This window comes from Pseudomonas sp. BN414 (assembly GCF_029871275.1).
GTDB lineage: Bacteria > Pseudomonadota > Gammaproteobacteria > Pseudomonadales > Pseudomonadaceae > Metapseudomonas > Metapseudomonas resinovorans_C.
Map to the genome: position 1 here is coordinate 129,378 of NZ_SSOL01000054.1, position 21,295 is coordinate 150,672.

Sequence of the window (21,295 nt, forward strand, 5' to 3'; positions counted from 1 at the left end):
TTTTGTTGCCGCGTGTTATTGCGGCGAAGTTTCCAGCGGTTCCGGAATCGGTACCGGAACGGGTTCGGCGCTGTCCACTTCCTTCTGGATTTTCTCCAGCAGGGAGCCCGGTGCTGCCGGCTCTTCGGGCTTTTGCTGCTCTTGCGGCTGTTCCGGCTTGGCTTCGGTGGTCGTGGTGGTGCTTTCGCCGCCGAGAATCGCTTCGTCACGGCTCACGCCGGGCATGAAGTCACCCGCCAGACCAATCAGTTGATCGTTGTTGTCGAACATCAAGCTGACACGTTCCTGGAGGCGCTGGCCGCCGCCGGGCTGGATGCTGTAGAGGTAATCCCAGCGCTTGGCGTGGAAAGTGTCGGTGATCAGCGGGTTGCCCATGATAAACCGCACTTGACGCCGGGTCATTCCGGGCTTCAACTGGTCTATCATGTCCTGCGTTACGACGTTGCCCTGCTGGATGTCGATCTTGTAGACCCCGGGAAACGAGCAACCGGCGAGTGCGAGCAAGCCTGCGAATGAAAGGCTGGTCAGCAGGAGCTTGGTGTTTTGCATCGGTGGGAGACTTCCACTATCTTGGCTGGGCACGAAAAGTCCCGATCATACCTGCATTAAGGGAAGCTGCGAAAGCCGCATTCCTCGAGAAAACCGACCATGGTTGAAAACAACGAACTGCGTAAAGCTGGCCTGAAGGTGACCTTGCCTCGGGTCAAGATCCTCCAGATGCTCGACTCCACCGAGCAACGCCATATGAGCGCTGAGGACGTTTACAAGGCCCTGATGGATGCCGGCGAAGATGTCGGTCTGGCCACTGTCTATCGCGTTCTGACCCAGTTCGAAGCGGCGGGCCTGGTGGTTCGTCACAACTTCGACGGCGGTCATGCAGTGTTCGAGTTGGCCGATAGCGGTCACCACGACCACATGGTGTGCGTCGATTCCGGCGAAGTGATCGAGTTCTTCGATCCGGAAATCGAGAAGCGCCAGAAGGAAATCGTCAAAGAGCGTGGTTACGAGCTGGTTGACCACAATCTGGTGCTGTATATCCGCAAGAAGAAGTAAGCGCTTCGCGCAATAAGAAAAGGCGACCACAAGGTCGCCTTTTTCGTTTTTGGGGAGGGATCAGCGCTGGGCGCTGACCACCATCTTCCGCGCATGGGCGAGGGATTCCTCGGTGAGGTCCAGGCCGCCCAGCATGCGGGCAATCTCTTCGATGCGCGGCGCTTCCTGCAGCTTCGCCACCGCCGTCCGAGTTTCCTGGGTGCCGCGCACCTTGTGCACGAACAGGTGGTGATGGCCTTGCGCGGCTACCTGGGGCAGGTGAGTGACGGTGAGGACCTGGCCGCGCTCGCCGAGGCGGCGCAGCAACTGCCCAACCACTTCGGCGGTGGGGCCGCCAATGCCAACGTCCACTTCGTCGAAGACCAGTGTGGGTACGCGGGATGTCTGCGCGGTGATCACCTGGATCGCCAGGCTGATGCGGGACAGCTCGCCGCCTGAGGCCACCTTCGCCAGTGCCTTTAGCGGCTGTCCGGGGTTGGCACTCACGAGAAACTCCACCTGCTCCAGTCCGTAGTGCTGCGGCTCGTCCAGTTGGCTGGCATGTAGCTGGATATTGAAGCGCCCCCCAGGCATGCCCAGGCGCTGCATCTCGATTTCCACGGCGCCAGCCAGGTTTCCGGCTGCCTCGCCGCGCAGCCGGCTCAGTTCCGCGGCTTTCTCCTGATAGTGACGTTCATAGGCTGCCAGTTCCTCGGCCAGCCGCTCGGCTGCTTCGTCGTCGGCGTTGAGGGCTTCCAGTTCATCCAGCAAGCGCTGCTGGAGTTCGGCCAGGTCGCTTGGTTGGACGCGGTGCTTGCGCGCAAGGGTGTAAATGGAGTCGAGGCGTTCTTCCAGGGCTTGCTGGCGTTCGGGGTCAGCGTCGAAGTGATCGAGGAAGCGGTTCAGCTCGCCCACGGCTTCTTCGACCTGGATCTGCGCGCTGGACAGCAGGTTGACTGACTCCGCCAGGGCGCCCGGTTGGGCATGAAACGCCGTGAGGCGGTTGAGACTGGCGGTCAAGGCGCTGAGCACATTGCCGGCATCGCTGTCGCTGCACATTTCGATGACCTGGCGGCAGGCGGCCAACAGGCTCTCGGCATTGGCGAGGTTCTTGTGCTCCTGCTCCAGTTGTTCCAGTTCGTTCTCACCAAGTGCGAGATTTTCCAGCTCGTCCAATTGATAGCTGAGCAGTTGGTGGCGCGCCCGCTGCTCGTCGCCTGCGCGGGATAGACGCTCGAGTTCCTGGCGGGTCTGCCGCCAGCGCTGGGCTGCCAGTTGCACCTGGCGGGCCAGGTCGCTGGCGCCTGCGAATTCATCCAGCAGACGGCGATGGGTGTCCGCCTTGAGCAGGGATTGGTGTTCGTGCTGGCTGTGGATGTCGATCAGCAGTTCGCCGAGGGTCTTGAGGTCGCCCTGCGGGCAGGGGCTGCCATTGATGTAGGCGCGGGAGCGGCCTTCGGCGGTGATGACGCGCCGCAGAATGCAGGGACCATCGTTCTCAAGGTCGCGCTCGGCCAGCCAGGCGCGGGCTTCGGGAATGTCGTTGATGTCGAAGCTGGCAAGAATGTCGGCCTTGTCGGCGCCGGGGCGCACCACACCGCTGTCAGCGCGGTCACCCAGCGTCAGGCCGAGGGCGTCGAGCATGATTGACTTGCCGGCACCGGTTTCGCCGGTGATCACGGACATTCCACCCTCGAGCTCCAGATCCAGGTGCTCGACGATGGCGTAGTTGTGGATCGACAGGTGTACCAGCATGGTGCGACTCCCGCGCTGAGATGGCTGTGTATTTATACAGTGTTTGTTTTCTGCCTGACAATCGCCCCTCCCCCTTGAAGCGACAAATTGCGGCCCCATATAGGCGGACATATCAGCGGGTCTTTACCCGCAGCTGTCTTTTATGAGGAGGAAGGCATGGCCGACGAACAGACCCTGGATAACCAGACCCCCGAAGCGAATCCTGCTGCCGAAACCGCATCCGGCGAAGACCTCGCTGCCCGCGTACAGGTGCTGGAAGAGCAGCTGGCCGCGGCCCAGGATCAGTCGCTGCGTGTTGCCGCCGAGCTGCAGAACATCCGCCGCCGCGCCGAGCAGGATGTGGAGAAAGCACACAAGTTTGCCTTGGAGAAATTCGCCAACGACCTGCTGCCGGTCGTCGACAGCCTGGAGCGCGGCCTGGAACTGTCCAGTGCCACCGACGAGACGATCAAGCCGGTGCGCGAAGGCATGGAACTGACGCTCAAGCTGTTCCACGACACGCTCAAGCGTCACCAGCTGGAAGCCGTGGACCCGCATGGCGCGCCCTTCAACCCTGAGCACCACCAGGCCATGGCCATGGAAGAGAGCACCCATGTCGAGCCGGGTAGCGTTCTGAAGGTGTTCCAGAAGGGTTACCTGCTCAATGGTCGTCTGCTGCGCCCCGCCATGGTGGTGGTCAGCAAGGCGCCGAGTGCGACGCCGCCGTCGATTGACGAGCAGGCTTGAAATCCGGGCTCGGGCCCCCATCTGTTAGTTCAAGCGTTTATGTGCTGCCGCGGCCCATGAAGTGAGGCCGCGGAGAATCCAAGTTCGGGAGAGAGAATATGGGCAAAATCATCGGTATCGACCTGGGGACCACCAACTCCTGCGTGGCCATCCTGGAAAACGGCAACGTCAAGGTGATCGAGAACGCCGAAGGCGCTCGCACCACGCCGTCCATCATCGCGTACACCAACGACGGTGAGACTCTCGTCGGCCAGTCCGCCAAGCGTCAGGCGGTCACCAACCCGCAGAACACCCTGTACGCCGTGAAGCGCCTGATCGGTCGCCGCTTCGAAGAAGACGTCGTGCAGAAAGACATCAAGATGGTTCCCTACAAGATCGCCAAGGCCGACAACGGTGACGCCTGGGTCGAAGTGAAGGGCCAGAAGATGGCTCCGCCGCAAATCTCTGCGGAAGTGCTGAAGAAGATGAAGAAAACCGCCGAAGACTACCTCGGCGAGCCAGTGACCGAAGCGGTGATCACCGTTCCGGCCTACTTCAACGACAGCCAGCGCCAGGCCACCAAGGACGCCGGCCGCATCGCCGGTCTGGACGTCAAGCGCATCATCAACGAGCCGACCGCGGCTGCGCTGGCCTATGGCATGGACAAGGCCAAGGGCGACCACACTGTCATCGTTTATGACCTGGGCGGCGGTACCTTCGACGTGTCGGTGATCGAGATCGCCGAAGTCGACGGCGAGCACCAGTTCGAAGTGCTGGCCACCAACGGTGACACCTTCCTCGGTGGTGAAGACTTCGACCTGCGCCTGATCGACTACCTCGTCGACGAATTCAAGAAAGAATCCGGTATGGACCTGAAAGGCGATCCGCTGGCCATGCAGCGCCTGAAGGAAGCCGCCGAGAAGGCCAAGATCGAGCTGTCCTCCGCTCAGCAGACCGACGTCAACCTGCCGTACATCACTGCAGACCAGACCGGTCCGAAGCACCTGAACGTGAAGATTTCCCGCGCCAAGCTGGAAGCCCTGGTCGAAGACCTGGTCGCTCGCACCATCGAGCCTTGCCGCATTGCTCTGAAGGATGCCGGCCTCGACGTATCCGACATCCAGGAAGTGATCCTGGTCGGTGGTCAGACCCGCATGCCGCTGGTGCAGAAGCAGGTTGCCGACTTCTTCGGCAAAGAGCCGCGCAAGGACGTGAACCCGGACGAAGCTGTCGCCATCGGTGCCGCTATCCAGGGCGCTGTGCTGGCCGGTGATGTGAAGGACGTACTGCTGCTCGACGTTTCCCCGCTGACCCTGGGTATCGAAACCCTGGGTGGCGTGATGACCGCGCTGATCGAGAAGAACACCACCATCCCGACCAAGAAGTCGCAGGTGTTCTCCACTGCCGACGACAACCAGGCTGCCGTGACCATTCACGTGCTGCAGGGTGAGCGCAAGCAGGCTGGCCAGAACAAGTCCCTGGGCAAGTTCGACCTGGCCGAGATTCCGCCGGCCCCGCGTGGCGTGCCGCAAATCGAAGTGACCTTCGACATCGACGCCAACGGCATCCTGCACGTTGGCGCGAAGGACAAGGCCACCGGCAAGCAGCAGTCCATCGTGATCAAGGCCAACTCCGGCCTGTCCGAGGAAGAAATCCAGCAGATGGTGCGTGATGCCGAGGCCAACGCCGAGGAAGACCGTAAGTTCGAAGAGCTGGCCGCTGCCCGCAACCAGGGTGATGCGCTGGTTCACGCCACTCGCAAGATGATTACCGAGGCGGGCGACAAGGCCACTGCCGAGGAGAAAGCTGCGATCGAGAAAGCGCTGGGCGAGCTGGAAGTTGCCGTGAAGGGCGACGACAAGGCCGACATCGAAGCCAAGATGAATGCCCTGTCCCAGGCTTCCACTCCGCTGGCTCAGAAGATGTACGCCGATCAGGCTCAGGCTGGTGAGCAGCCGCAAGCTTCCGGCGCGGACAAGGCGGGTGATGATGCCGTCGACGCCGAGTTCGAAGAGGTCAAGGAAAACAAGTAAGTGTCACGCTTGCTTTCGCCCCGGCGTGCGGTACCAGACGGTCCGTACGCCTGATCTGCCGCGCGGGAGCTTGCTCCCGCGTTGGCGTGTCTGGGGCTGGTGAATTCGAGAGTGCAGGAAACCTATGGCTAAACGTGACTTTTACGAAACCCTTGGTGTCGAGCGTGGCGCCAGCGAGGCGGAGCTGAAGAAGGCTTATCGCCGCCTTGCCATGAAATACCACCCGGACCGTAATCCGGGCGACAAGGCTGCGGAGGAGCAATTCAAGGAGGCCAACGAGGCCTACGAAATTCTCTCCGATGCCAGCAAGCGCGCGGCATACGACCAGTACGGCCACGCCGGTGTCGACCCGCAGATGGGTGGCGGCGCCGGTGCTGGATTCGGTGGGGCGAGCTTCTCCGACATCTTCGGTGATGTGTTCAGCGACTTCTTCGGTGGCCAGCGTGGCGGCCAGCGTGGCGGTCCGCAGCGCGGCAGCGATCTGCGCTACACCCTGGAGCTGGATCTGGAAGAGGCGGTGCGCGGCACCACCGTGACCATCCGCGTGCCGACGCTGGTCAACTGCAAGACGTGCGAGGGCTCTGGCGCCAAGAAGGGCACCAGTCCGGTTACCTGTACCACCTGCGGTGGTATCGGTCAGGTGCGTATGCAGCAGGGCTTCTTCTCGGTGCAGCAGACCTGCCCGCGCTGCCATGGCAGCGGCAAGATGATCAGCGACCCCTGTGGCAGTTGCCATGGTCAGGGGCGCGTGGAAGAGCACAAGACCCTGTCCGTGAAAGTGCCCGCGGGCGTCGATACCGGTGATCGCATCCGTCTTTCCGGCGAGGGCGAGGCTGGTGCGCTGGGTGGGCCGGCCGGCGACCTCTATGTAGTGGTCAACGTGCGTGAGCACCCGATCTTCCAGCGTGATGGAAAGCACCTCTACTGCGAAGTGCCGATCAGCTTCGCGGACGCAGCCCTGGGCGGCGAGCTGGAAGTGCCGACCCTGGATGGCCGGGTCAAACTGAAGATTCCGGAAGCGACCCAGACCGGCAAGCTGTTCCGCCTGCGCGGCAAGGGCGTTGCGCCGGTGCGCGGTGGCGGTGCTGGCGACCTGATGTGCCGGGTAGTGGTGGAAACGCCGGTCAACCTGGACAAGCGCCAGCGCGAGCTGCTCGACGAGTTCCGCAAGACGCTGCAGAGCGATGGCTCCCATTCGCCCAAGGCCAGTAGCTGGTTCGAGGGTATGAAGCGCTTCTTCGGCGATCTCTAACGACGAGCTGGTAATCGGTGGCCGGAGCTGAATCGCTCCGCTACCGGTTTCCAGCTCCAGGCTTCCAGCTTGGAGCTTTTTTATGCGACGTATTGCAGTCATGGGCGCCGCCGGGCGCATGGGCAAGAACCTGATCGAAGCGGTGCAGCAGGCGCAAGGCGCTGGCCTGACTGCCGCCATCGACCGTCCGGATAGCACTCTGGTCGGCGCCGACGCTGGCGAGCTGGCGGCACTGGGGCGCATCGGCGTGCCGCTGTCGGGCGACCTGGCCAAGGTGGCCGACGAGTTCGATGTGCTGATCGACTTCACCCACCCTTCGGTGACCCTGAAGAACCTGGAAGTCTGCCGTCAGGCGGGCAAGGCCATGGTGATCGGCACCACTGGATTCTCCGCTGAAGAGAAGGCTCTGCTGGCCGCCGCTGCCAAGGAAATCCCGATCGTCTTCGCCGCCAACTTCAGTGTCGGCGTGAACCTTTGCCTCAAGCTGCTCGATACCGCTGCCCGTGTCTTGGGCGACGAGGTCGACATCGAGATCATCGAGGCCCACCACCGCCATAAGGTGGATGCGCCATCCGGTACCGCACTCCGCATGGGTGAAGTAGTCGCCGACGCGCTCGGTCGCGATTTGTCCAAGGTCGCTGTCTATGGCCGCGAGGGTCAGACGGGTGCCCGCGCCCGCGAAACCATCGGTTTCGCCACTGTGCGTGCCGGCGATGTCGTGGGCGATCACACTGTGCTGTTCGCTGCCGAAGGCGAGCGAGTCGAGATCACCCACAAAGCCTCCAGCCGCATGACGTTCGCGCGTGGTGCCGTACGTGCCGCGCTCTGGCTGGACGGCCAGGAAGCGGGCCTCTACGACATGCAGGACGTGCTGGGCCTGCGCTGATGTGTGATCGCGCAATCGCGCGTCTGCCAAGTGGGATGTCTTTCGGGTGGACCGAAATGACGCATTCCTGTAAACTGCAGCTTTAGTGTGTCCACTAAAAGTTACGCAGAAATGGCTCAGATAAAAAAGCGGGGTGACGGTAACAACGTCATCCCGCTTTTTTACAACCTGCGTTTGCTTCAGCCTTGATCTACGGGAGGTCTTCTTGATTAAGCCAGCCATACTCGCGCTTGCCGACGGCAGCATTTTTCGCGGCGAAGCCATTGGGGCCGATGGCCATACCATCGGCGAGGTAGTGTTCAACACTGCCATGACCGGCTATCAGGAAATCCTTACCGATCCTTCCTATGCCCAACAAATCGTCACCCTGACCTATCCGCACATCGGCAACACCGGCACCACGCCGGAAGACGCCGAATCCAGTCGCGTATGGGCCGCCGGTCTCATCATTCGTGACCTGCCACTGCTGGCCAGCAACTGGCGTGACAAGCAGTCGCTGCCCGATTACCTGAAAGAGAACGGTACCGTCGCCATCGCCGGCATCGATACCCGCCGCCTGACCCGCATCCTGCGTGAGAAGGGTTCGCAGAACGGCTGCATCCTCGCTGGCGCCGACGCCACCGAAGAGAAGGCGCTTGAACTGGCTCGCAGCTTCCCCGGCCTGAAAGGCATGGACCTGGCCAAGGTCGTCTCCTGCGAGGAGCGCTATGAGTGGCGCTCCAGCGTATGGAGCCTGGAAACCGACAGCCATCCGGAAATCGCTGCCAGCGAACTGCCGTATCACGTCGTGGCCTACGACTTCGGCGTCAAGCTGAACATCCTGCGCATGCTGGTTGCCCGTGGCTGCCGCCTGACCGTGGTGCCCGCGCAAACTCCGGCCAGTGAAGTTCTGGCGCTGAATCCGGACGGCATCTTCCTCTCCAACGGCCCTGGCGACCCCGAACCGTGCGATTACGCCATCCAGGCGATTCGCGAATTCCTCGACACCGAGATTCCGGTCTTCGGCATCTGCCTCGGCCACCAGCTGCTGGCCCTGGCCTCCGGCGCCAAGACCGTGAAAATGGGCCATGGCCACCATGGCGCCAACCACCCGGTGCAGGACCTGGATTCCAGCGTGGTGATGATCACCAGCCAGAACCATGGTTTCGCTGTCGACGAGTCGACCCTGCCGGCCAATCTGCGCGCTACCCACAAGTCGCTGTTCGACGGCACCCTGCAAGGCATCGAGCGCACCGACAAGGTCGCCTTCAGCTTCCAGGGTCACCCGGAAGCCAGCCCCGGTCCGCACGACGTGGCTCCGCTGTTCGACCGCTTCATCGCGGCGATGGCCGAGCGTCGCTGAGACCGTTGAGGGGCTTGCGAAGATGATGCCGACCCTGGGAATCACCGACCTCTGGACCTACGTCCTGGGGACGCTGTTCATCGTCCTGCTGCCCGGGCCGAACTCGCTGTTCGTGCTCGCCACTGCCGCCCAGCGCGGCGTGGCTGCCGGCTACCGGGCGGCCAGCGCGGTGTTCCTCGGGGATGCGATCCTGATGCTGCTGTCGGCACTGGGAATCGCCTCGCTGCTCAAGGCCGAACCTATGCTGTTCCTCGGTCTGAAGTACCTCGGCGCCGCCTACCTGTTCTATCTCGGTGTCGGCATGCTCAGGGGTGGCTGGCAGAAGTTGCGCCAGCCGGTCGAGCAGGCTGCTCCGGTGAAGGACATGGACGTTAACCAGCCGTTCCGCAAGGCACTGCTGCTGAGCCTGTCCAATCCCAAGGCGATCCTCTTCTTTGTGTCCTTCTTCATCCAGTTCGTCGATCCGGGATACGCCTACCCCGGAGTGTCGTTCCTGGTGCTGGGCACAATCCTCGAAGTCATCAGCGCCCTGTATCTGAGTTTCCTGATTTTCTCCGGTGTACGCCTGGCGGCCTGGTTCCGCCGGCGGAAACGGCTGGCTGCCGGCGCCTCGAGCGGCGTCGGCGCCCTGTTCGTCGGCTTTGGCGTGAAGCTGGCGACCGCAACCCTGTCCTGAATATTGCAACGAGAGTCCCATGCCCAAGCGTACAGACATCAAGAGCATCCTGATCCTCGGTGCCGGCCCCATTGTGATCGGCCAGGCCTGCGAGTTCGACTATTCCGGCGCTCAGGCCTGCAAGGCCCTGAAGGAAGAAGGCTTCCGCGTCATCCTGGTGAACTCCAACCCGGCCACCATCATGACCGACCCGGCCATGGCCGACGCCACCTACATCGAGCCGATCAAGTGGGCGACCGTCGCCAAGATCATCGAGAAAGAGCGTCCTGACGCGCTGCTGCCCACCATGGGCGGCCAGACTGCGCTGAACTGCGCCCTCGACCTGGAACGCCACGGCGTGCTGGAGAAGTTCGGCGTCGAGATGATCGGTGCCAACGCCGACACTATCGACAAGGCCGAGGATCGCTCGCGCTTCGACCGGGCGATGAAAGACATCGGCCTGGCCTGCCCGCGCTCGGGTATCGCCCACACCATGGAAGAAGCCTACGGCGTGCTGGAGCAGGTCGGTTTCCCCTGCATCATCCGTCCGTCCTTCACCATGGGCGGCACCGGTGGCGGCATTGCCTACAACCGCGAAGAGTTCGAGGAAATCTGCGCCCGTGGTCTGGACCTGTCGCCGACCAACGAGCTGCTGATCGACGAATCCCTGATCGGCTGGAAGGAATACGAGATGGAGGTTGTCCGCGACAAGAAGGACAACTGCATCATCGTCTGCTCCATCGAGAACTTCGACCCGATGGGCGTGCACACTGGTGACTCCATCACCGTGGCTCCGGCACAGACCCTGACCGACAAGGAATACCAGATCATGCGTAACGCCTCCCTGGCGGTGCTGCGTGAGATCGGCGTCGAGACCGGCGGTTCCAACGTGCAGTTCGGCATCTGCCCGAACACCGGCCGCATGGTCGTGATCGAGATGAACCCGCGTGTGTCGCGTTCCTCGGCCCTGGCTTCCAAGGCTACCGGCTTCCCGATCGCCAAGATCGCCGCGAAGCTGGCTGTCGGATACACCCTCGATGAACTGTCCAACGACATCACCGGCGGCCGCACCCCGGCGTCCTTCGAGCCGGCCATCGACTACGTCGTGACCAAGGTGCCGCGCTTCGCCTTCGAGAAATTCCCGAAAGCCGATGCCCGCCTGACCACCCAGATGAAGTCCGTGGGCGAAGTCATGGCCATCGGTCGTACCTTCCAGGAGTCGATGCAGAAAGCCCTGCGCGGCCTGGAAGTCGGCGTTGCCGGTTTCGATCCGAAGCTTGATCTGAACGATCCGGAAGCTGAAAGCACGCTGCGTCGTGAGCTGACTGTCCCCAGCGCCGACCGCATCTGGTACGTGGCTGATGCCTTCCGCGCCGGCAAGACCATCGCCGAAGTGTTCGAGCTGACCCGTATCGACGAGTGGTTCCTGGTGCAGATCGAGGACCTGGTCAAGGATGAGGCGAATGTGCAGACCCTCGGTCTGTCCGCCATCGACCGGGATCTGATGTTCAAGCTCAAGCGCAAGGGCTTCTCCGATGCGCGCCTGGCCAAGCTGCTCGGTGTTTCCGAGAAGAGCCTGCGTGCCCATCGCCACAAACTCAAGGTGCTGCCGGTGTACAAGCGCGTGGACACTTGCGCCGCCGAGTTCGCCACCGATACCGCCTACATGTACTCGACCTACGAGGAAGAGTGCGAGGCCAACCCGTCGACCCGCGACAAGATCATGATCCTCGGCGGTGGCCCCAACCGCATCGGCCAGGGCATCGAGTTCGACTACTGCTGCGTGCACGCGGCACTGGCCATGCGTGAAGACGGTTACGAGACCATCATGGTCAACTGCAACCCGGAAACCGTCTCCACCGACTACGACACCTCCGACCGCCTGTACTTCGAGCCGGTGACCCTGGAAGACGTGCTGGAAATCGTCCGTGTGGAGCAGCCGAAAGGCGTGATCGTCCAGTACGGTGGCCAGACTCCGCTGAAGATCTGCCGCGCTCTGGAAGAGGCCGGCGTGCCGATCATCGGTACCAGCCCCGAGGCCATCGACCGTGCCGAAGACCGCGAGCGCTTCCAGCAGATGGTGCAGCGTCTCGGCCTGCGTCAGCCGGCCAACGCTACCGCGCGCAGTGAAGACGAAGCCCTGGCTCTGTCGAAGAACATCGGTTACCCGATGGTGGTGCGCCCGTCGTATGTACTGGGTGGCCGGGCGATGGAAATCGTCTACCAGGAAGAAGAGCTCAAGCGCTACATGCGTGAAGCGGTGAAGGTGTCCAACGACAGCCCGGTGTTGCTGGATCGCTTCCTCAACTGCGCCATCGAAGTAGACGTGGATGCGGTGAGCGATGGTGAGAGCGTGGTGATTGGCGCGATCATGCAGCACATCGAACAGGCAGGCGTGCACTCCGGTGACTCCGCCTGCTCGCTGCCGCCGTACTCGCTGCCGAAGCACATCCAGGACGAGATCCGCGACCAGGTCAAGAAAATGGCCCTGGAGTTGGGTGTGGTCGGACTGATGAACGTGCAGATGGCCGTGCAGGGCGAGGACATCTTCGTGATCGAAGTGAACCCGCGTGCCTCGCGTACCGTGCCGTTCGTTTCCAAGTGCGTGGGCGAGTCCCTGGCCAAGGTTGCCGCGCGCGTCATGGCTGGCAAGAGCCTGGCCGAGGCCGGCTACCAGGAAGAAATCATCCCGCCGTTCTTCAGTGTCAAGGAAGCGGTCTTCCCGTTCGCCAAGTTCCCGGGCGTCGATCCGATCCTCGGCCCGGAAATGAAGTCCACCGGTGAAGTGATGGGCGTGGGCGACAGCTTCGGTGAAGCCTTCGCCAAGGCCCAGCTGGGTGCCAGCGAGATCCTGCCGAACTCCGGTTGCGCGTTCATCAGCGTGCGCGAAGATGACAAGCCGGAAGCCGTTCAGGTCGCACGTGATCTGGTCGCGCTGGGCTTCGAAGTCGTTGCCACCGCCGGTACCGCCAAAGTAATCGAGGCCGCTGGTCTGCCGGTACGCCGCGTGAACAAGGTGACTGAAGGTCGTCCGCATGTCGTTGACATGATCAAGAACGATGAGGTCACCCTGATCATCAACACCACCGAGGGGCGTCAGTCGATTGCTGACTCCTACTCGATTCGTCGTAACGCCCTGCAGCACAAGATCTACTGCACCACCACCATCGCGGCTGGTCAGGCGGTCTGTGAAGCGCTCAAGTTCGGTTCCGAGAAGACCGTTCGCCGGCTGCAGGATCTGCATGCAGGGATCAAGGCATGAATAAGTACCCCATGACTGTCCAGGGCGCTCGCGCCCTGGAAGAGGAGCTGGCTCATCTGACCAAGGTGATGCGCCCGCAACTGAGTCAGGCCATTGGCGAAGCGCGTGAGCTGGGTGATCTCAAGGAAAACGCTGAGTACCATGCGGCGCGCGAGCAGCAGGGCATGGTCGAGGCGCGTATCCGTGATATCGAAGGCCGTCTGCAGAATTCAGTGGTCATCGATGTCACCAGCATCGCCCATACCGGCAAGGTGATTTTCGGCACCACGGTGGATATCGCCAACGTCGAAACCGACGAAGCCGTTACCTACCAGATCGTTGGTGACGACGAAGCCGACATCAAGAAAGGCAAGCTGTCGGTCAGCTCTCCCATCGCCCGTGCCCTGGTGGGCAAGGAAGAAGGGGACGTGGTGACCGTCAAGACTCCGAGCGGTATCGTCGAGTACGAGATTGTCGAAGTCCGCCACGTCTAAGCGTTACCGGGCCAGCGCCATTGCCTGGCAGCTGGCCCAGACCTTCTGGGTGGGTGGTCTCTGGCTGCTGCATTTCGTCATGCTGCCGGCGCTGGGCCAGATTGGCCTGGCACCCATGCTGGTCGATGAAGTGTCTGCGGGTCTGCGACCCCTGCTGGTAGCCTTTGCCGGATTCTGCGCACTGCTCCAGGCCCTGCTGCTGATTCAGCATGTAGGGCTTGCGCGTCTCTGGCGCGATGCGCGCGCGCAATTGCTCGCCGCGGTACTGGCTCTGGTGGCGGTGTTTCTGCTGGTGCGCTTCTGGATGCCGGAGGCGGCGTACTGGCTGAATTTCAGCTATTTGTCGCTGGCCTTTTGCGGCCTGCTGCTGGTGATCCAGCCTTTGCCAGTGAAATTGGCGGAGGGCAGGGCGCGCTGAGTGCGCGCCCTGGCAGGGGAATCAGAGCCCGCTGAAACGGCTGATGTTGGACAGGTTGCGGTTCGGCTTGGGATTGCGGCGATAGACCAGCGCCATCTTTCCGATGACCTGGACCAACTCGCAGTTGCCGACGGAGCAGAGCTCGTCGATCAGGGCACGGCGGTCATCACGTTCAGTGATGCGGAACTGGACCTTGATCAGTTCGTGATCGTTCAGCGCGCGCTCCAGTTCGGCCAGAACACCCTCGGTCAGGCCGTTTTCGGCGACCGTCAATACCGGTTTCAGGTGATGACCGATAGATTTGTATTGCTTCTTGTGCTCCTGTGAGAGCGCCATAATCAAACCCCTGCGAAAAAAGGCTGCTAGTTTACCCGAGTGATTCCGGGGCGCACAGCCGAACACGAGGTATACCGTGGCCCGTTCCAAGAGTAGCCAGCAATGGCTGCGAAGACATATCGACGACCCATACGTCAAGCAGGCGCAGAAGGACGGTTATCGTTCCCGCGCCAGCTACAAATTGCTCGAAATCCAGGAAAAGGACCGCATCCTGCGGCCTGGCATGACCGTCGTCGACCTCGGTGCGGCGCCCGGCGGCTGGTCCCAGGTGACTAGCCGGGTGATCGGTGATCGCGGCCGGTTGATCGCATCCGACATCCTGGAAATGGATAGCATCCCTGATGTGACGTTCATTCAGGGCGACTTCACCGATGATGCAGTCTTCGCACGCATCCTCGAGGCGATCGGTGACAACCCGGTAGACCTTGTGATTTCCGATATGGCCCCCAATATGAGTGGCGTAAGGGCCTCCGACCAGCCGCGCTCCATGTTTCTCTGTGAGTTGGCGCTGGACCTGGCGGGCCGTGCCTTGCGCCCGGGTGGCGATTTTCTGATCAAGATCTTCCAGGGCGAAGGTTTCGACGTCTACCACAAGCAGGTGCGCGAGATGTTCGACAAGGTGCAGATGCGCAAGCCGCTTTCGTCGCGTGACAGCTCCCGGGAGCAATACCTGCTCGCGCGCGGCTTCCGTGGGGAATAGACTGCAACGGGAACCTGACCAATCGGTTCCCTGCTGCAGGAGCTGGATAGAGCAGGGAGGCCGCGAGGTCTCATAAAGGGTTACAGACGGCGCCTGCCAGGGGCAGGGGTTGTGTAGTAAGTTAGGCCGATTAATCACCAGCCGTCATGCGGGCTGCGCTCCAGGAAGGAGCCCGTTCCAGAGGGTAGCTAATTGAACGATATGGCAAAAAATCTCATCCTGTGGCTGATCATCGCCGCCGTCCTTGTCACGGTGATGAACAATTTCTCCAGTCCAAGCGAACCGCAGACACTCAACTACTCGGAATTCATCGAGCAGGTTAAGGAAGGCAAGGTCGAGCGCGTGACCGTCGATGGCTTCGTCATCACCGGCAAGCGCAACGATGGCGAGCCCTTCAAGACGATTCGTCCGGCGATTCAGGATGGCGGTCTGATTGGCGACCTGATCGACAACAACGTGATCATCGAAGGCAAGCAGCCTGAACAGCAGAGCATCTGGACCCAGCTCCTGGTGGCCAGCTTCCCGATTCTGGTGATCATCGCTGTCTTCATGTTCTTCATGCGCCAGATGCAGGGCGGCGGCGGCGGTCGCGGCGGCCCGATGAGCTTTGGCAAGAGCAAGGCGCGCCTGCTGTCGGAAGACCAGGTCAAGACCACTTTCGCCGACGTCGCCGGTTGCGACGAAGCGAAGGAAGAAGTCAGCGAGCTGGTGGAATTCCTGCGCGATCCGGGCAAGTTCCAGCGTCTGGGTGGTCGTATCCCGCGCGGCGTCCTGATGGTCGGTCCGCCCGGTACCGGTAAGACCCTGCTGGCCAAGGCCATCGCAGGCGAGGCCAAGGTGCCGTTCTTCACTATTTCCGGTTCTGACTTCGTCGAGATGTTCGTCGGTGTGGGTGCATCCCGTGTCCGCGACATGTTCGATCAGGCCAAGAAACACGCGCCATGCATCATCTTCATTGATGAAATCGACGCTGTGGGTCGCCATCGTGGTGCCGGCCTGGGTGGCGGTCACGACGAGCGTGAACAGACTCTCAACCAGTTGCTGGTGGAGATGGACGGCTTCGAAATGAACGACGGCATCATCGTGATCGCCGCCACCAACCGTCCTGATGTGCTGGACCCGGCCCTGCTGCGTCCTGGTCGCTTCGACCGTCAGGTGGTCGTGGGCCTTCCGGACATCCGTGGTCGTGAACAGATCCTCAAGGTGCACATGCGCAAGGTCCCCATGGGCGACGACGTCGATCCTGCCGTCATCGCGCGTGGTACCCCGGGCTTCTCCGGTGCCGACCTCGCCAACTTGGTCAACGAAGCCTCCCTGTTCGCTGCTCGCGTGAACAAGCGCGTCGTCGAAATGAAAGAGTTCGAGCTGGCCAAGGACAAGATCATGATGGGCGCCGAGCGCAAGTCCATGGTCATGTCCGAGAAAGAGAAGCTGAATACCGCGTTCCATGAGGCGGGTCACGCCATCGTCGGTCGCCTGGTGCCGGAACATGATCCGGTCTACAAGGTATCGATCATTCCGCGTGGTCGCGCCCTGGGCGTGACCATGTTCCTCCCCGAGGAAGACCGCTACAGCCTGTCCAAGCGCGCGCTGACCAGCCAGATCTGTTCGCTGTTTGGCGGCCGTATCGCCGAGGAGATGACCCTGGGCTTCGATGGGGTCACCACGGGCGCTTCCAACGACATCATGCGTGCGACCCAGATCGCTCGGAACATGGTCACCAAGTGGGGCCTGTCCGAGAAGCTCGGTCCGCTGATGTACGCGGAAGAGGAGGGCGAGGTGTTCCTTGGCCGCAGCGCTGGCGCGCAGCACGCGAATTTGTCGGGTGAAACCGCCAAGCTGATCGACCAGGAAGTTCGTCGCATCATCGACGAGAGCTATACCACCGCGAAGAACCTGCTGACGGAGAATCGCGACAAGCTCGATGCCATGGCTGAAGCCCTGATGAAGTACGAAACCATCGACTCCGAGCAGATCGACGACATCATGGCCGGTCGCACGGTGCGTGAGCCCAAGGATTGGCAAGGTGGTTCGGGTACTTCCGGCACTCCTGCTCCGCGTGAAGATGCCAAGCGCCCTGAAACCCCCATCGGCGGGCCGGCTGGCGAACACTAAGGCCTGTAGATGAAGTCAGTGCAGTACCAGACCCGGTTGCCTTGCGGCAGCCGGGTTCTTGATTTGGCCCAGCCGCAAGTCATGGGCATTCTCAACGTCACTCCCGATTCCTTCTCCGACGGCGGCCGTTTCAATGTGCGTGACGCAGCACTGCGTCATGCCGAGGAAATGGTGGCTGCTGGCGCGACCCTGATCGATGTCGGCGGTGAATCGACTCGCCCGGGCGCGCGCCCCGTGTCCCCGACCGAGGAGCTCGAACGCGTAGCGCCTGTGGTCGAAGCCATTGTCCGCGAGCTGGATGTGGTCATCTCTCTGGATACGTCGACGCCCGCAGTGATTCGCGAAGGCGCCCGGCTGGGTGCTGGAATGATCAACGATGTGCGTGCATTGCGTCGTGATGGCGCCCTGGACGCCGCAGCCGATACAGGTCTGGCGGTTTGTCTCATGCACATGCTCGGCGAGCCGGGCAACATGCAGCAGGACCCGCACTATGGCGACGTTGTGCGCGAAGTCGGCGAATTCCTTTCCGCGCGCATGCAAGCTTGCCTGGCTGTGGGTATTCCAGAAGATCGGATAGTCCTGGATCCGGGCTTTGGCTTTGCCAAGACCCTGGCGCACAATCTCAGCCTGTTCAAGCATATGGAGGCCCTGCATGAGCTTGGGCGTCCATTGCTGGTTGGGGTTTCGCGCAAAAGCATGATTGGCCAGACGCTGGGACGGGAAGTTCAGCAGCGTCTCCCTGGCAGTCTCGCGCTGGCCGCCCTGGCCGTGGCCAAGGGCGCACGCATCGTGCGTGTGCACGATGTCGCAGAGACCGTTGACGCAGTACGCATGATCGCCGCGGTACAAGCGGCGGAATAAGACAATACGGAGCACCCAATGAGTAGAAAGTATTTTGGCACCGACGGTATTCGTGGCCACGTCGGGCAGTTCCCGATTACTCCAGAATTCATGCTCAAGCTTGGTTGGGCCGCCGGGATGGCGTTTCGTAAACAGGGCAAGTGCCGCATCCTGATCGGCAAGGACACGCGGATTTCCGGCTACATGTTCGAGTCCGCGCTCGAGGCCGGTCTGCTCGCCGCCGGTGCCGACGTGATGCTCCTCGGCCCAATGCCCACGCCGGCTATCGCCTATCTGACCCGCACCTTCCTGGCCGATGCGGGCATCGTCATCAGTGCTTCGCACAACCCGCACCACGACAACGGCATCAAGTTCTTCTCCGGCAAGGGCACCAAGCTCTCGGATGAGGTGGAACTGATGATCGAAGAGTTGCTCGATCAGCCGATGACCGTGGTGGATTCTGCTCAGTTGGGCAAGGTGTCCCGCATCAACGACGCCGCCGGCCGCTATATCGAGTTCTGCAAGAGCACTACCCCGATCAGTACCGACTTCGGTGGCCTCAAGGTGGTGGTGGACTGCGCTCACGGTGCCACTTACAAGGTCGCGCCAAGCGTCTTTCGCGAGCTGGGTGCCCAGGTCAGCGTGCTGGCAGCACAGCCCAATGGGCTGAATATCAACGACGATTGCGGCTCCACTCACATGAGCAGCCTGCAGGCAGCTGTGGTCGAGCAGAACGCGGACATCGGTATTGCCTTCGATGGTGACGGCGACCGTGTGCTGATGGTCGATCACACCGGTGCAGTGGTGGATGGCGACGAACTGATCTATCTGATCGCCCGTGACCTGCATGGTCGTGACAGGCTGAACGGCGGTGTCGTCGGCACCCTGATGAGCAACCTGGGTCTCGAACTGGCGTTCAAGGAACTCGACATACCCTTCGTACGTGCCAAAGTCGGTGATCGCTACGTGATGAGCGAACTGCAGAAGAATGGCTGGACATTGGGCGGCGAGAATTCCGGCCATATCGTCTGCAGCCATTTCACCACGACCGGTGATGCCATCGTTTCCGCTTTGCAGGTCCTGCTGGCCTTGCAGCGCAGCGGTCAATCCCTCGCCGAAGCCCGTCAGGGCATGCGCAAGTGCCCTCAGGTGCTGATCAATGTCCGCTACGCAGGTGGTGATGTGGACCCGATCAACCATCCGGCTGTGAAAGATGCGTCTGCCCGCGTCACTACCCAGATGGCAGGTCGTGGGCGTGTGCTTCTGCGCAAGTCCGGTACCGAGCCACTGGTACGTGTGATGGTCGAAGGCGACGACGAAAAGCTGGTGCGCGGCTACGCCGAAGAACTGGCAAAAGTCGTAACCGAGGTATGTGCTTGATTTCTCTTGCTTGTTGAAAATCTCTTGGGTAACATCTGCGCCCACTTTGATCGACGAGATAAAGCATGCGCCGACCTCTGGTAGCCGGTAACTGGAAAATGCACGGTACCCGCGCCAGCGTCGCAGAGCTGATCAAAGGCTTGCGCCAATTGGCCTTGCCTACTGGCGTCGAAGTCGCGGTCATGCCGCCCTGTCTGTACATCAATCAGGTCCTTCAAGGCCTGGACGGCAAGTCGATTGTCGTGGGTGCGCAGAATTGTGCGGTGGAGCCGGTGCAGGGAGCCCTCACCGGAGAGATTGCGGCAAGCCAGTTGGTAGACGTGGGTTGCAGTCTGGTTCTGGTTGGTCATTCGGAGCGACGCCTGATTCTGGGCGAAAGCGACGAAGTCGTGAGTCGCAAGTTCGCTGCTGCTCAATCCTGTGGTCTGGTTCCGGTGCTATGTGTCGGTGAGACCCGGGAGCAGCGCGAAGCCGGCAGGACGCTCGAGGTTGTAGGGCGTCAGCTGGGTAGCGTGATCGAAGAGCTTGGTGTGGGCGCATTTGCGCAAGCGGTAATTGCCTATGAGCCGGTTTGGGCCATTGGTACGGGGCTGACGGCCTCGCCGCAGCAGGCGCAAGAGGTTCATGCAGCGATTCGCTCGCAACTGTCGGCGGAGAATGCTGAAGTTGCTCGCGGCGTACGAATTCTGTACGGCGGCAGTGTGAAGGCGGCCAGTGCGGCCGACTTGTTCGGCATGCCGGATATCGATGGGGGGCTGGTTGGTGGTGCCTCCCTGAATGCGGATGAGTTCGGTGCGATCTGTCGCGCCGCAGGAAGCTGACGAGATGCTGGAAACTGTCGTAATTGTGGTGCACTTGCTGGTTGCTCTGGGCGTTGTAGGCCTGGTGCTGGTTCAGCAGGGCAAGGGCGCGGATGCTGGTGCCTCCTTTGGCTCCGGTGCTTCGGCAACCGTATTCGGAAGCCAAGGTTCCGCTACCTTTTTGAGTCGAGTTACTGCTATACTCGCCGCGGTTTTTTTCATTACCAGCCTGGGCTTAGCGTTCTTCGCTAAAGAAAAGGCTGAGGCGCTGAGCAACGTAGGTCTGCCGGATCCGGCGGCTCTCGAAGTTCAACCCGCCAAGCCGGCAGCTGATGATGTGCCGGTGCTCGAAGAGCAGAAGCCAGCTACCCAATCGGGTGATGTGCCGCAAGCTCCAGAGCAGAAGTAAGGCAAGTTTTGCCGAGGTGGTGGAATTGGTAGACACGCTACCTTGAGGTGGTAGTGGCCATAGGCTGTAGGGGTTCGAGTCCCCTCCTCGGTACCATACAAAGTGAAGGCCCGCAGTGATGCGGGCCTTCTCTTTGCGGGATGTTCGGTTGACCACGCAAGGTGCTGGCCGTATACTCTCGCACCAGCTTTGACGCGGGGTGGAGCAGTCTGGTAGCTCGTCGGGCTCATAACCCGAAGGTCGTTGGTTCAAATCCAGCCCCCGCAACCAGTAGTCGCGAAGCCCCTTTTTAGGGGCTTTTTGCTAGCTGGACAGTTGACCTCCGATCACAGATCAGGCGGTTTTTGAAGGGATGGGCGTTTCGCCCATTTTTTATTTGCACAGCATGCGAGAGGCGATCAGGTGTCGAGCAAGCTAGAACAGTTGCAGGCCTTGTTGGCCCCGGTAGTCGAAGCGCTCGGTTATCAGTGCTGGGGCATCGAGTTCCTGTCTCAAGGGCGGCATTCCCTGCTGCGTATCTATATCGATCACGAAAACGGCATCCTGGTCGATGATTGCGAGAAGGTCAGTCGGCAGATCAGTGGTGTGCTCGACGTCGAGGACCCGATCAGCAACGAATACACCCTCGAAGTATCTTCGCCGGGCATGGATCGTCCGCTGTTCACCCTTGAACAGTTTGCGGCCCACGCCGGTGAGCTGGTCAAGATCAAGCTGCGTTCACCCTTTGAAGGGCGGCGCAATTTTCAGGGGCTCCTCCGCGGGGTGGAGGAGCAGGACGTGGTTGTTCTTATCGAAGACCGCGAGTTCCTCCTGCCGATCGAGTTGATCGACAAGGCCAACATCATTCCCCGTTTTGACTGAGACGCGGATCCCGCGGATCCAATGGATTGCGAAAGGCGAGG

Annotated in this window: 20 protein-coding genes and 2 tRNA genes; 19 read left to right on the top strand and 3 right to left on the bottom strand. The window is 61.4% G+C overall.

Going from position 1 to position 21,295, the window contains the following annotated elements:
• Window positions 1-15: 15 nt before the first annotated feature.
• On the bottom strand, window positions 16-549 hold the full coding sequence (locus E8E95_RS11115; protein WP_077522829.1) for an outer membrane protein assembly factor BamE: 534 nt from the start codon (window positions 547-549) through the stop codon (window positions 16-18).
• Between the two features lie 99 nt (window positions 550-648).
• On the opposite strand from E8E95_RS11115, the gene fur reads away from it, so the two are divergent.
• On the top strand, window positions 649-1,053 hold the full coding sequence (gene fur / locus E8E95_RS11120) for a ferric iron uptake transcriptional regulator (RefSeq protein ID WP_077522831.1): 405 nt from the start codon (window positions 649-651) through the stop codon (window positions 1,051-1,053).
• Between the two features lie 60 nt (window positions 1,054-1,113).
• Here the strand turns inward: fur and recN are convergent, their stop codons facing one another.
• Window positions 1,114-2,787 carry a DNA repair protein RecN gene (gene recN / locus E8E95_RS11125; protein ID WP_280349989.1) on the bottom strand — a complete coding sequence of 558 codons (1,674 nt, stop codon included), beginning with the start codon at window positions 2,785-2,787 and terminating at the stop codon, window positions 1,114-1,116.
• A gap of 156 nt (window positions 2,788-2,943) precedes the next feature.
• Here recN and grpE point away from each other — a divergent pair, with 156 nt between their 5' ends.
• The 9 genes from grpE to E8E95_RS11170 all read left to right on the top strand — a co-directional run bounded on the left by grpE (window position 2,944) and on the right by E8E95_RS11170 (window position 13,813).
• Window positions 2,944-3,513 carry a nucleotide exchange factor GrpE gene (gene grpE, locus E8E95_RS11130; protein WP_077522835.1) on the top strand — a complete coding sequence of 190 codons (570 nt, stop codon included), beginning with the start codon at window positions 2,944-2,946 and terminating at the stop codon, window positions 3,511-3,513.
• A 98-nt stretch (window positions 3,514-3,611) separates the two neighbouring features.
• Complete coding sequence (dnaK, locus tag E8E95_RS11135; protein WP_280349992.1) at window positions 3,612-5,525, top strand: molecular chaperone DnaK; 1,914 nt, start codon at window positions 3,612-3,614, stop codon at window positions 5,523-5,525.
• A 124-nt stretch (window positions 5,526-5,649) separates the two neighbouring features.
• Window positions 5,650-6,777 (top strand): molecular chaperone DnaJ, encoded by a 1,128-nt coding sequence (dnaJ, locus tag E8E95_RS11140; protein WP_280349995.1) that lies wholly within the window; start codon window positions 5,650-5,652, stop codon window positions 6,775-6,777.
• An 82-nt stretch (window positions 6,778-6,859) separates the two neighbouring features.
• Complete coding sequence (gene dapB / locus E8E95_RS11145) at window positions 6,860-7,663, top strand: 4-hydroxy-tetrahydrodipicolinate reductase (RefSeq protein ID WP_280349996.1); 804 nt, start codon at window positions 6,860-6,862, stop codon at window positions 7,661-7,663.
• 205 nt (window positions 7,664-7,868) lie between these two features.
• A complete protein-coding gene (gene carA, locus E8E95_RS11150) occupies window positions 7,869-9,005 on the top strand; it encodes a glutamine-hydrolyzing carbamoyl-phosphate synthase small subunit (protein ID WP_280349997.1) in 1,137 nt (378 codons plus the stop codon).
• Between the two features lie 25 nt (window positions 9,006-9,030).
• Window positions 9,031-9,681 (top strand): leucine efflux protein LeuE, encoded by a 651-nt coding sequence (gene leuE, locus E8E95_RS11155; protein ID WP_280350118.1) that lies wholly within the window; start codon window positions 9,031-9,033, stop codon window positions 9,679-9,681.
• A 19-nt stretch (window positions 9,682-9,700) separates the two neighbouring features.
• Entirely contained in the window at window positions 9,701-12,922 is a 3,222-nt protein-coding gene (gene carB / locus E8E95_RS11160; RefSeq protein WP_280349999.1) for a carbamoyl-phosphate synthase large subunit, read from the top strand.
• On the top strand, window positions 12,919-13,395 hold the full coding sequence (gene greA / locus E8E95_RS11165) for a transcription elongation factor GreA (RefSeq protein ID WP_016494781.1): 477 nt from the start codon (window positions 12,919-12,921) through the stop codon (window positions 13,393-13,395). Before carB ends, greA begins: the two co-directional genes overlap by 4 nt.
• The gene (locus tag E8E95_RS11170) at window positions 13,373-13,813 is read left to right on the top strand and encodes a DUF4149 domain-containing protein (RefSeq protein WP_280350001.1); all 441 of its coding nucleotides are present in this window, start codon (window positions 13,373-13,375) and stop codon (window positions 13,811-13,813) included. Before greA ends, E8E95_RS11170 begins: the two co-directional genes overlap by 23 nt.
• A 21-nt stretch (window positions 13,814-13,834) precedes the next feature.
• Here the strand turns inward: E8E95_RS11170 and E8E95_RS11175 are convergent, their stop codons facing one another.
• Entirely contained in the window at window positions 13,835-14,149 is a 315-nt protein-coding gene (locus tag E8E95_RS11175) for a YhbY family RNA-binding protein (protein ID WP_280350003.1), read from the bottom strand.
• 76 nt (window positions 14,150-14,225) lie between these two features.
• On the opposite strand from E8E95_RS11175, the gene rlmE reads away from it, so the two are divergent.
• From rlmE to rimP, 9 genes are all read left to right on the top strand, one after another.
• Window positions 14,226-14,849, top strand: coding sequence for a 23S rRNA (uridine(2552)-2'-O)-methyltransferase RlmE (gene rlmE, locus E8E95_RS11180; protein ID WP_280350005.1), 624 nt, complete (start codon window positions 14,226-14,228; stop codon window positions 14,847-14,849).
• A 201-nt stretch (window positions 14,850-15,050) separates the two neighbouring features.
• Complete coding sequence (gene ftsH / locus E8E95_RS11185) at window positions 15,051-16,964, top strand: ATP-dependent zinc metalloprotease FtsH (RefSeq protein ID WP_280350007.1); 1,914 nt, start codon at window positions 15,051-15,053, stop codon at window positions 16,962-16,964.
• Between the two features lie 9 nt (window positions 16,965-16,973).
• Window positions 16,974-17,825 (top strand): dihydropteroate synthase, encoded by an 852-nt coding sequence (folP, locus tag E8E95_RS11190; RefSeq protein WP_280350009.1) that lies wholly within the window; start codon window positions 16,974-16,976, stop codon window positions 17,823-17,825.
• Window positions 17,826-17,843: 18 nt separating this feature from the next.
• A complete protein-coding gene (glmM, locus tag E8E95_RS11195) occupies window positions 17,844-19,184 on the top strand; it encodes a phosphoglucosamine mutase (RefSeq protein WP_280350011.1) in 1,341 nt (446 codons plus the stop codon).
• A 65-nt stretch (window positions 19,185-19,249) separates the two neighbouring features.
• Window positions 19,250-20,005: a triose-phosphate isomerase gene (tpiA, locus tag E8E95_RS11200; RefSeq protein WP_280350014.1), complete on the top strand. Its 756-nt coding sequence runs from the start codon at window positions 19,250-19,252 to the stop codon at window positions 20,003-20,005.
• Between the two features lie 4 nt (window positions 20,006-20,009).
• Window positions 20,010-20,393, top strand: a complete 384-nt coding sequence (gene secG / locus E8E95_RS11205) for a preprotein translocase subunit SecG (protein WP_077522865.1) — start codon at window positions 20,010-20,012, stop codon at window positions 20,391-20,393.
• A 10-nt stretch (window positions 20,394-20,403) separates the two neighbouring features.
• Window positions 20,404-20,489, top strand: a tRNA-Leu gene (locus E8E95_RS11210).
• Between the two features lie 97 nt (window positions 20,490-20,586).
• Window positions 20,587-20,663 (top strand) — tRNA-Met (locus E8E95_RS11215).
• 132 nt (window positions 20,664-20,795) lie between these two features.
• Window positions 20,796-21,254 carry a ribosome maturation factor RimP gene (gene rimP, locus E8E95_RS11220; protein ID WP_077522867.1) on the top strand — a complete coding sequence of 153 codons (459 nt, stop codon included), beginning with the start codon at window positions 20,796-20,798 and terminating at the stop codon, window positions 21,252-21,254.
• The last annotated feature ends 41 nt before the right edge of the window (window positions 21,255-21,295 follow it).

What these genes read in the sequence shown, in the direction of transcription:
- fur (WP_077522831.1), top strand. Translation starts at nt 649, where the DNA reads ATGGTTGAAAACAACGAACTGCGTAAAGCTGGCCTGAAGGTGACCTTG.
- leuE (WP_280350118.1), top strand. Translation starts at nt 9,031, where the DNA reads ATGCCGACCCTGGGAATCACCGACCTCTGGACCTACGTCCTGGGGACG.
- ftsH (WP_280350007.1), top strand. Translation starts at nt 15,051, where the DNA reads ATGGCAAAAAATCTCATCCTGTGGCTGATCATCGCCGCCGTCCTTGTC.
- recN (WP_280349989.1), bottom strand. Translation starts at nt 2,787, where the DNA reads ATGCTGGTACACCTGTCGATCCACAACTACGCCATCGTCGAGCACCTG.
- carB (WP_280349999.1), top strand. Translation starts at nt 9,701, where the DNA reads ATGCCCAAGCGTACAGACATCAAGAGCATCCTGATCCTCGGTGCCGGC.
- grpE (WP_077522835.1), top strand. Translation starts at nt 2,944, where the DNA reads ATGGCCGACGAACAGACCCTGGATAACCAGACCCCCGAAGCGAATCCT.
- E8E95_RS11175 (WP_280350003.1), bottom strand. Translation starts at nt 14,149, where the DNA reads ATGGCGCTCTCACAGGAGCACAAGAAGCAATACAAATCTATCGGTCAT.
- greA (WP_016494781.1), top strand. Translation starts at nt 12,919, where the DNA reads ATGAATAAGTACCCCATGACTGTCCAGGGCGCTCGCGCCCTGGAAGAG.
- secG (WP_077522865.1), top strand. Translation starts at nt 20,010, where the DNA reads ATGCTGGAAACTGTCGTAATTGTGGTGCACTTGCTGGTTGCTCTGGGC.
- E8E95_RS11115 (WP_077522829.1), bottom strand. Translation starts at nt 549, where the DNA reads ATGCAAAACACCAAGCTCCTGCTGACCAGCCTTTCATTCGCAGGCTTG.
- dapB (WP_280349996.1), top strand. Translation starts at nt 6,860, where the DNA reads ATGCGACGTATTGCAGTCATGGGCGCCGCCGGGCGCATGGGCAAGAAC.
- dnaJ (WP_280349995.1), top strand. Translation starts at nt 5,650, where the DNA reads ATGGCTAAACGTGACTTTTACGAAACCCTTGGTGTCGAGCGTGGCGCC.
- dnaK (WP_280349992.1), top strand. Translation starts at nt 3,612, where the DNA reads ATGGGCAAAATCATCGGTATCGACCTGGGGACCACCAACTCCTGCGTG.
- folP (WP_280350009.1), top strand. Translation starts at nt 16,974, where the DNA reads ATGAAGTCAGTGCAGTACCAGACCCGGTTGCCTTGCGGCAGCCGGGTT.
- tpiA (WP_280350014.1), top strand. Translation starts at nt 19,250, where the DNA reads ATGCGCCGACCTCTGGTAGCCGGTAACTGGAAAATGCACGGTACCCGC.
- glmM (WP_280350011.1), top strand. Translation starts at nt 17,844, where the DNA reads ATGAGTAGAAAGTATTTTGGCACCGACGGTATTCGTGGCCACGTCGGG.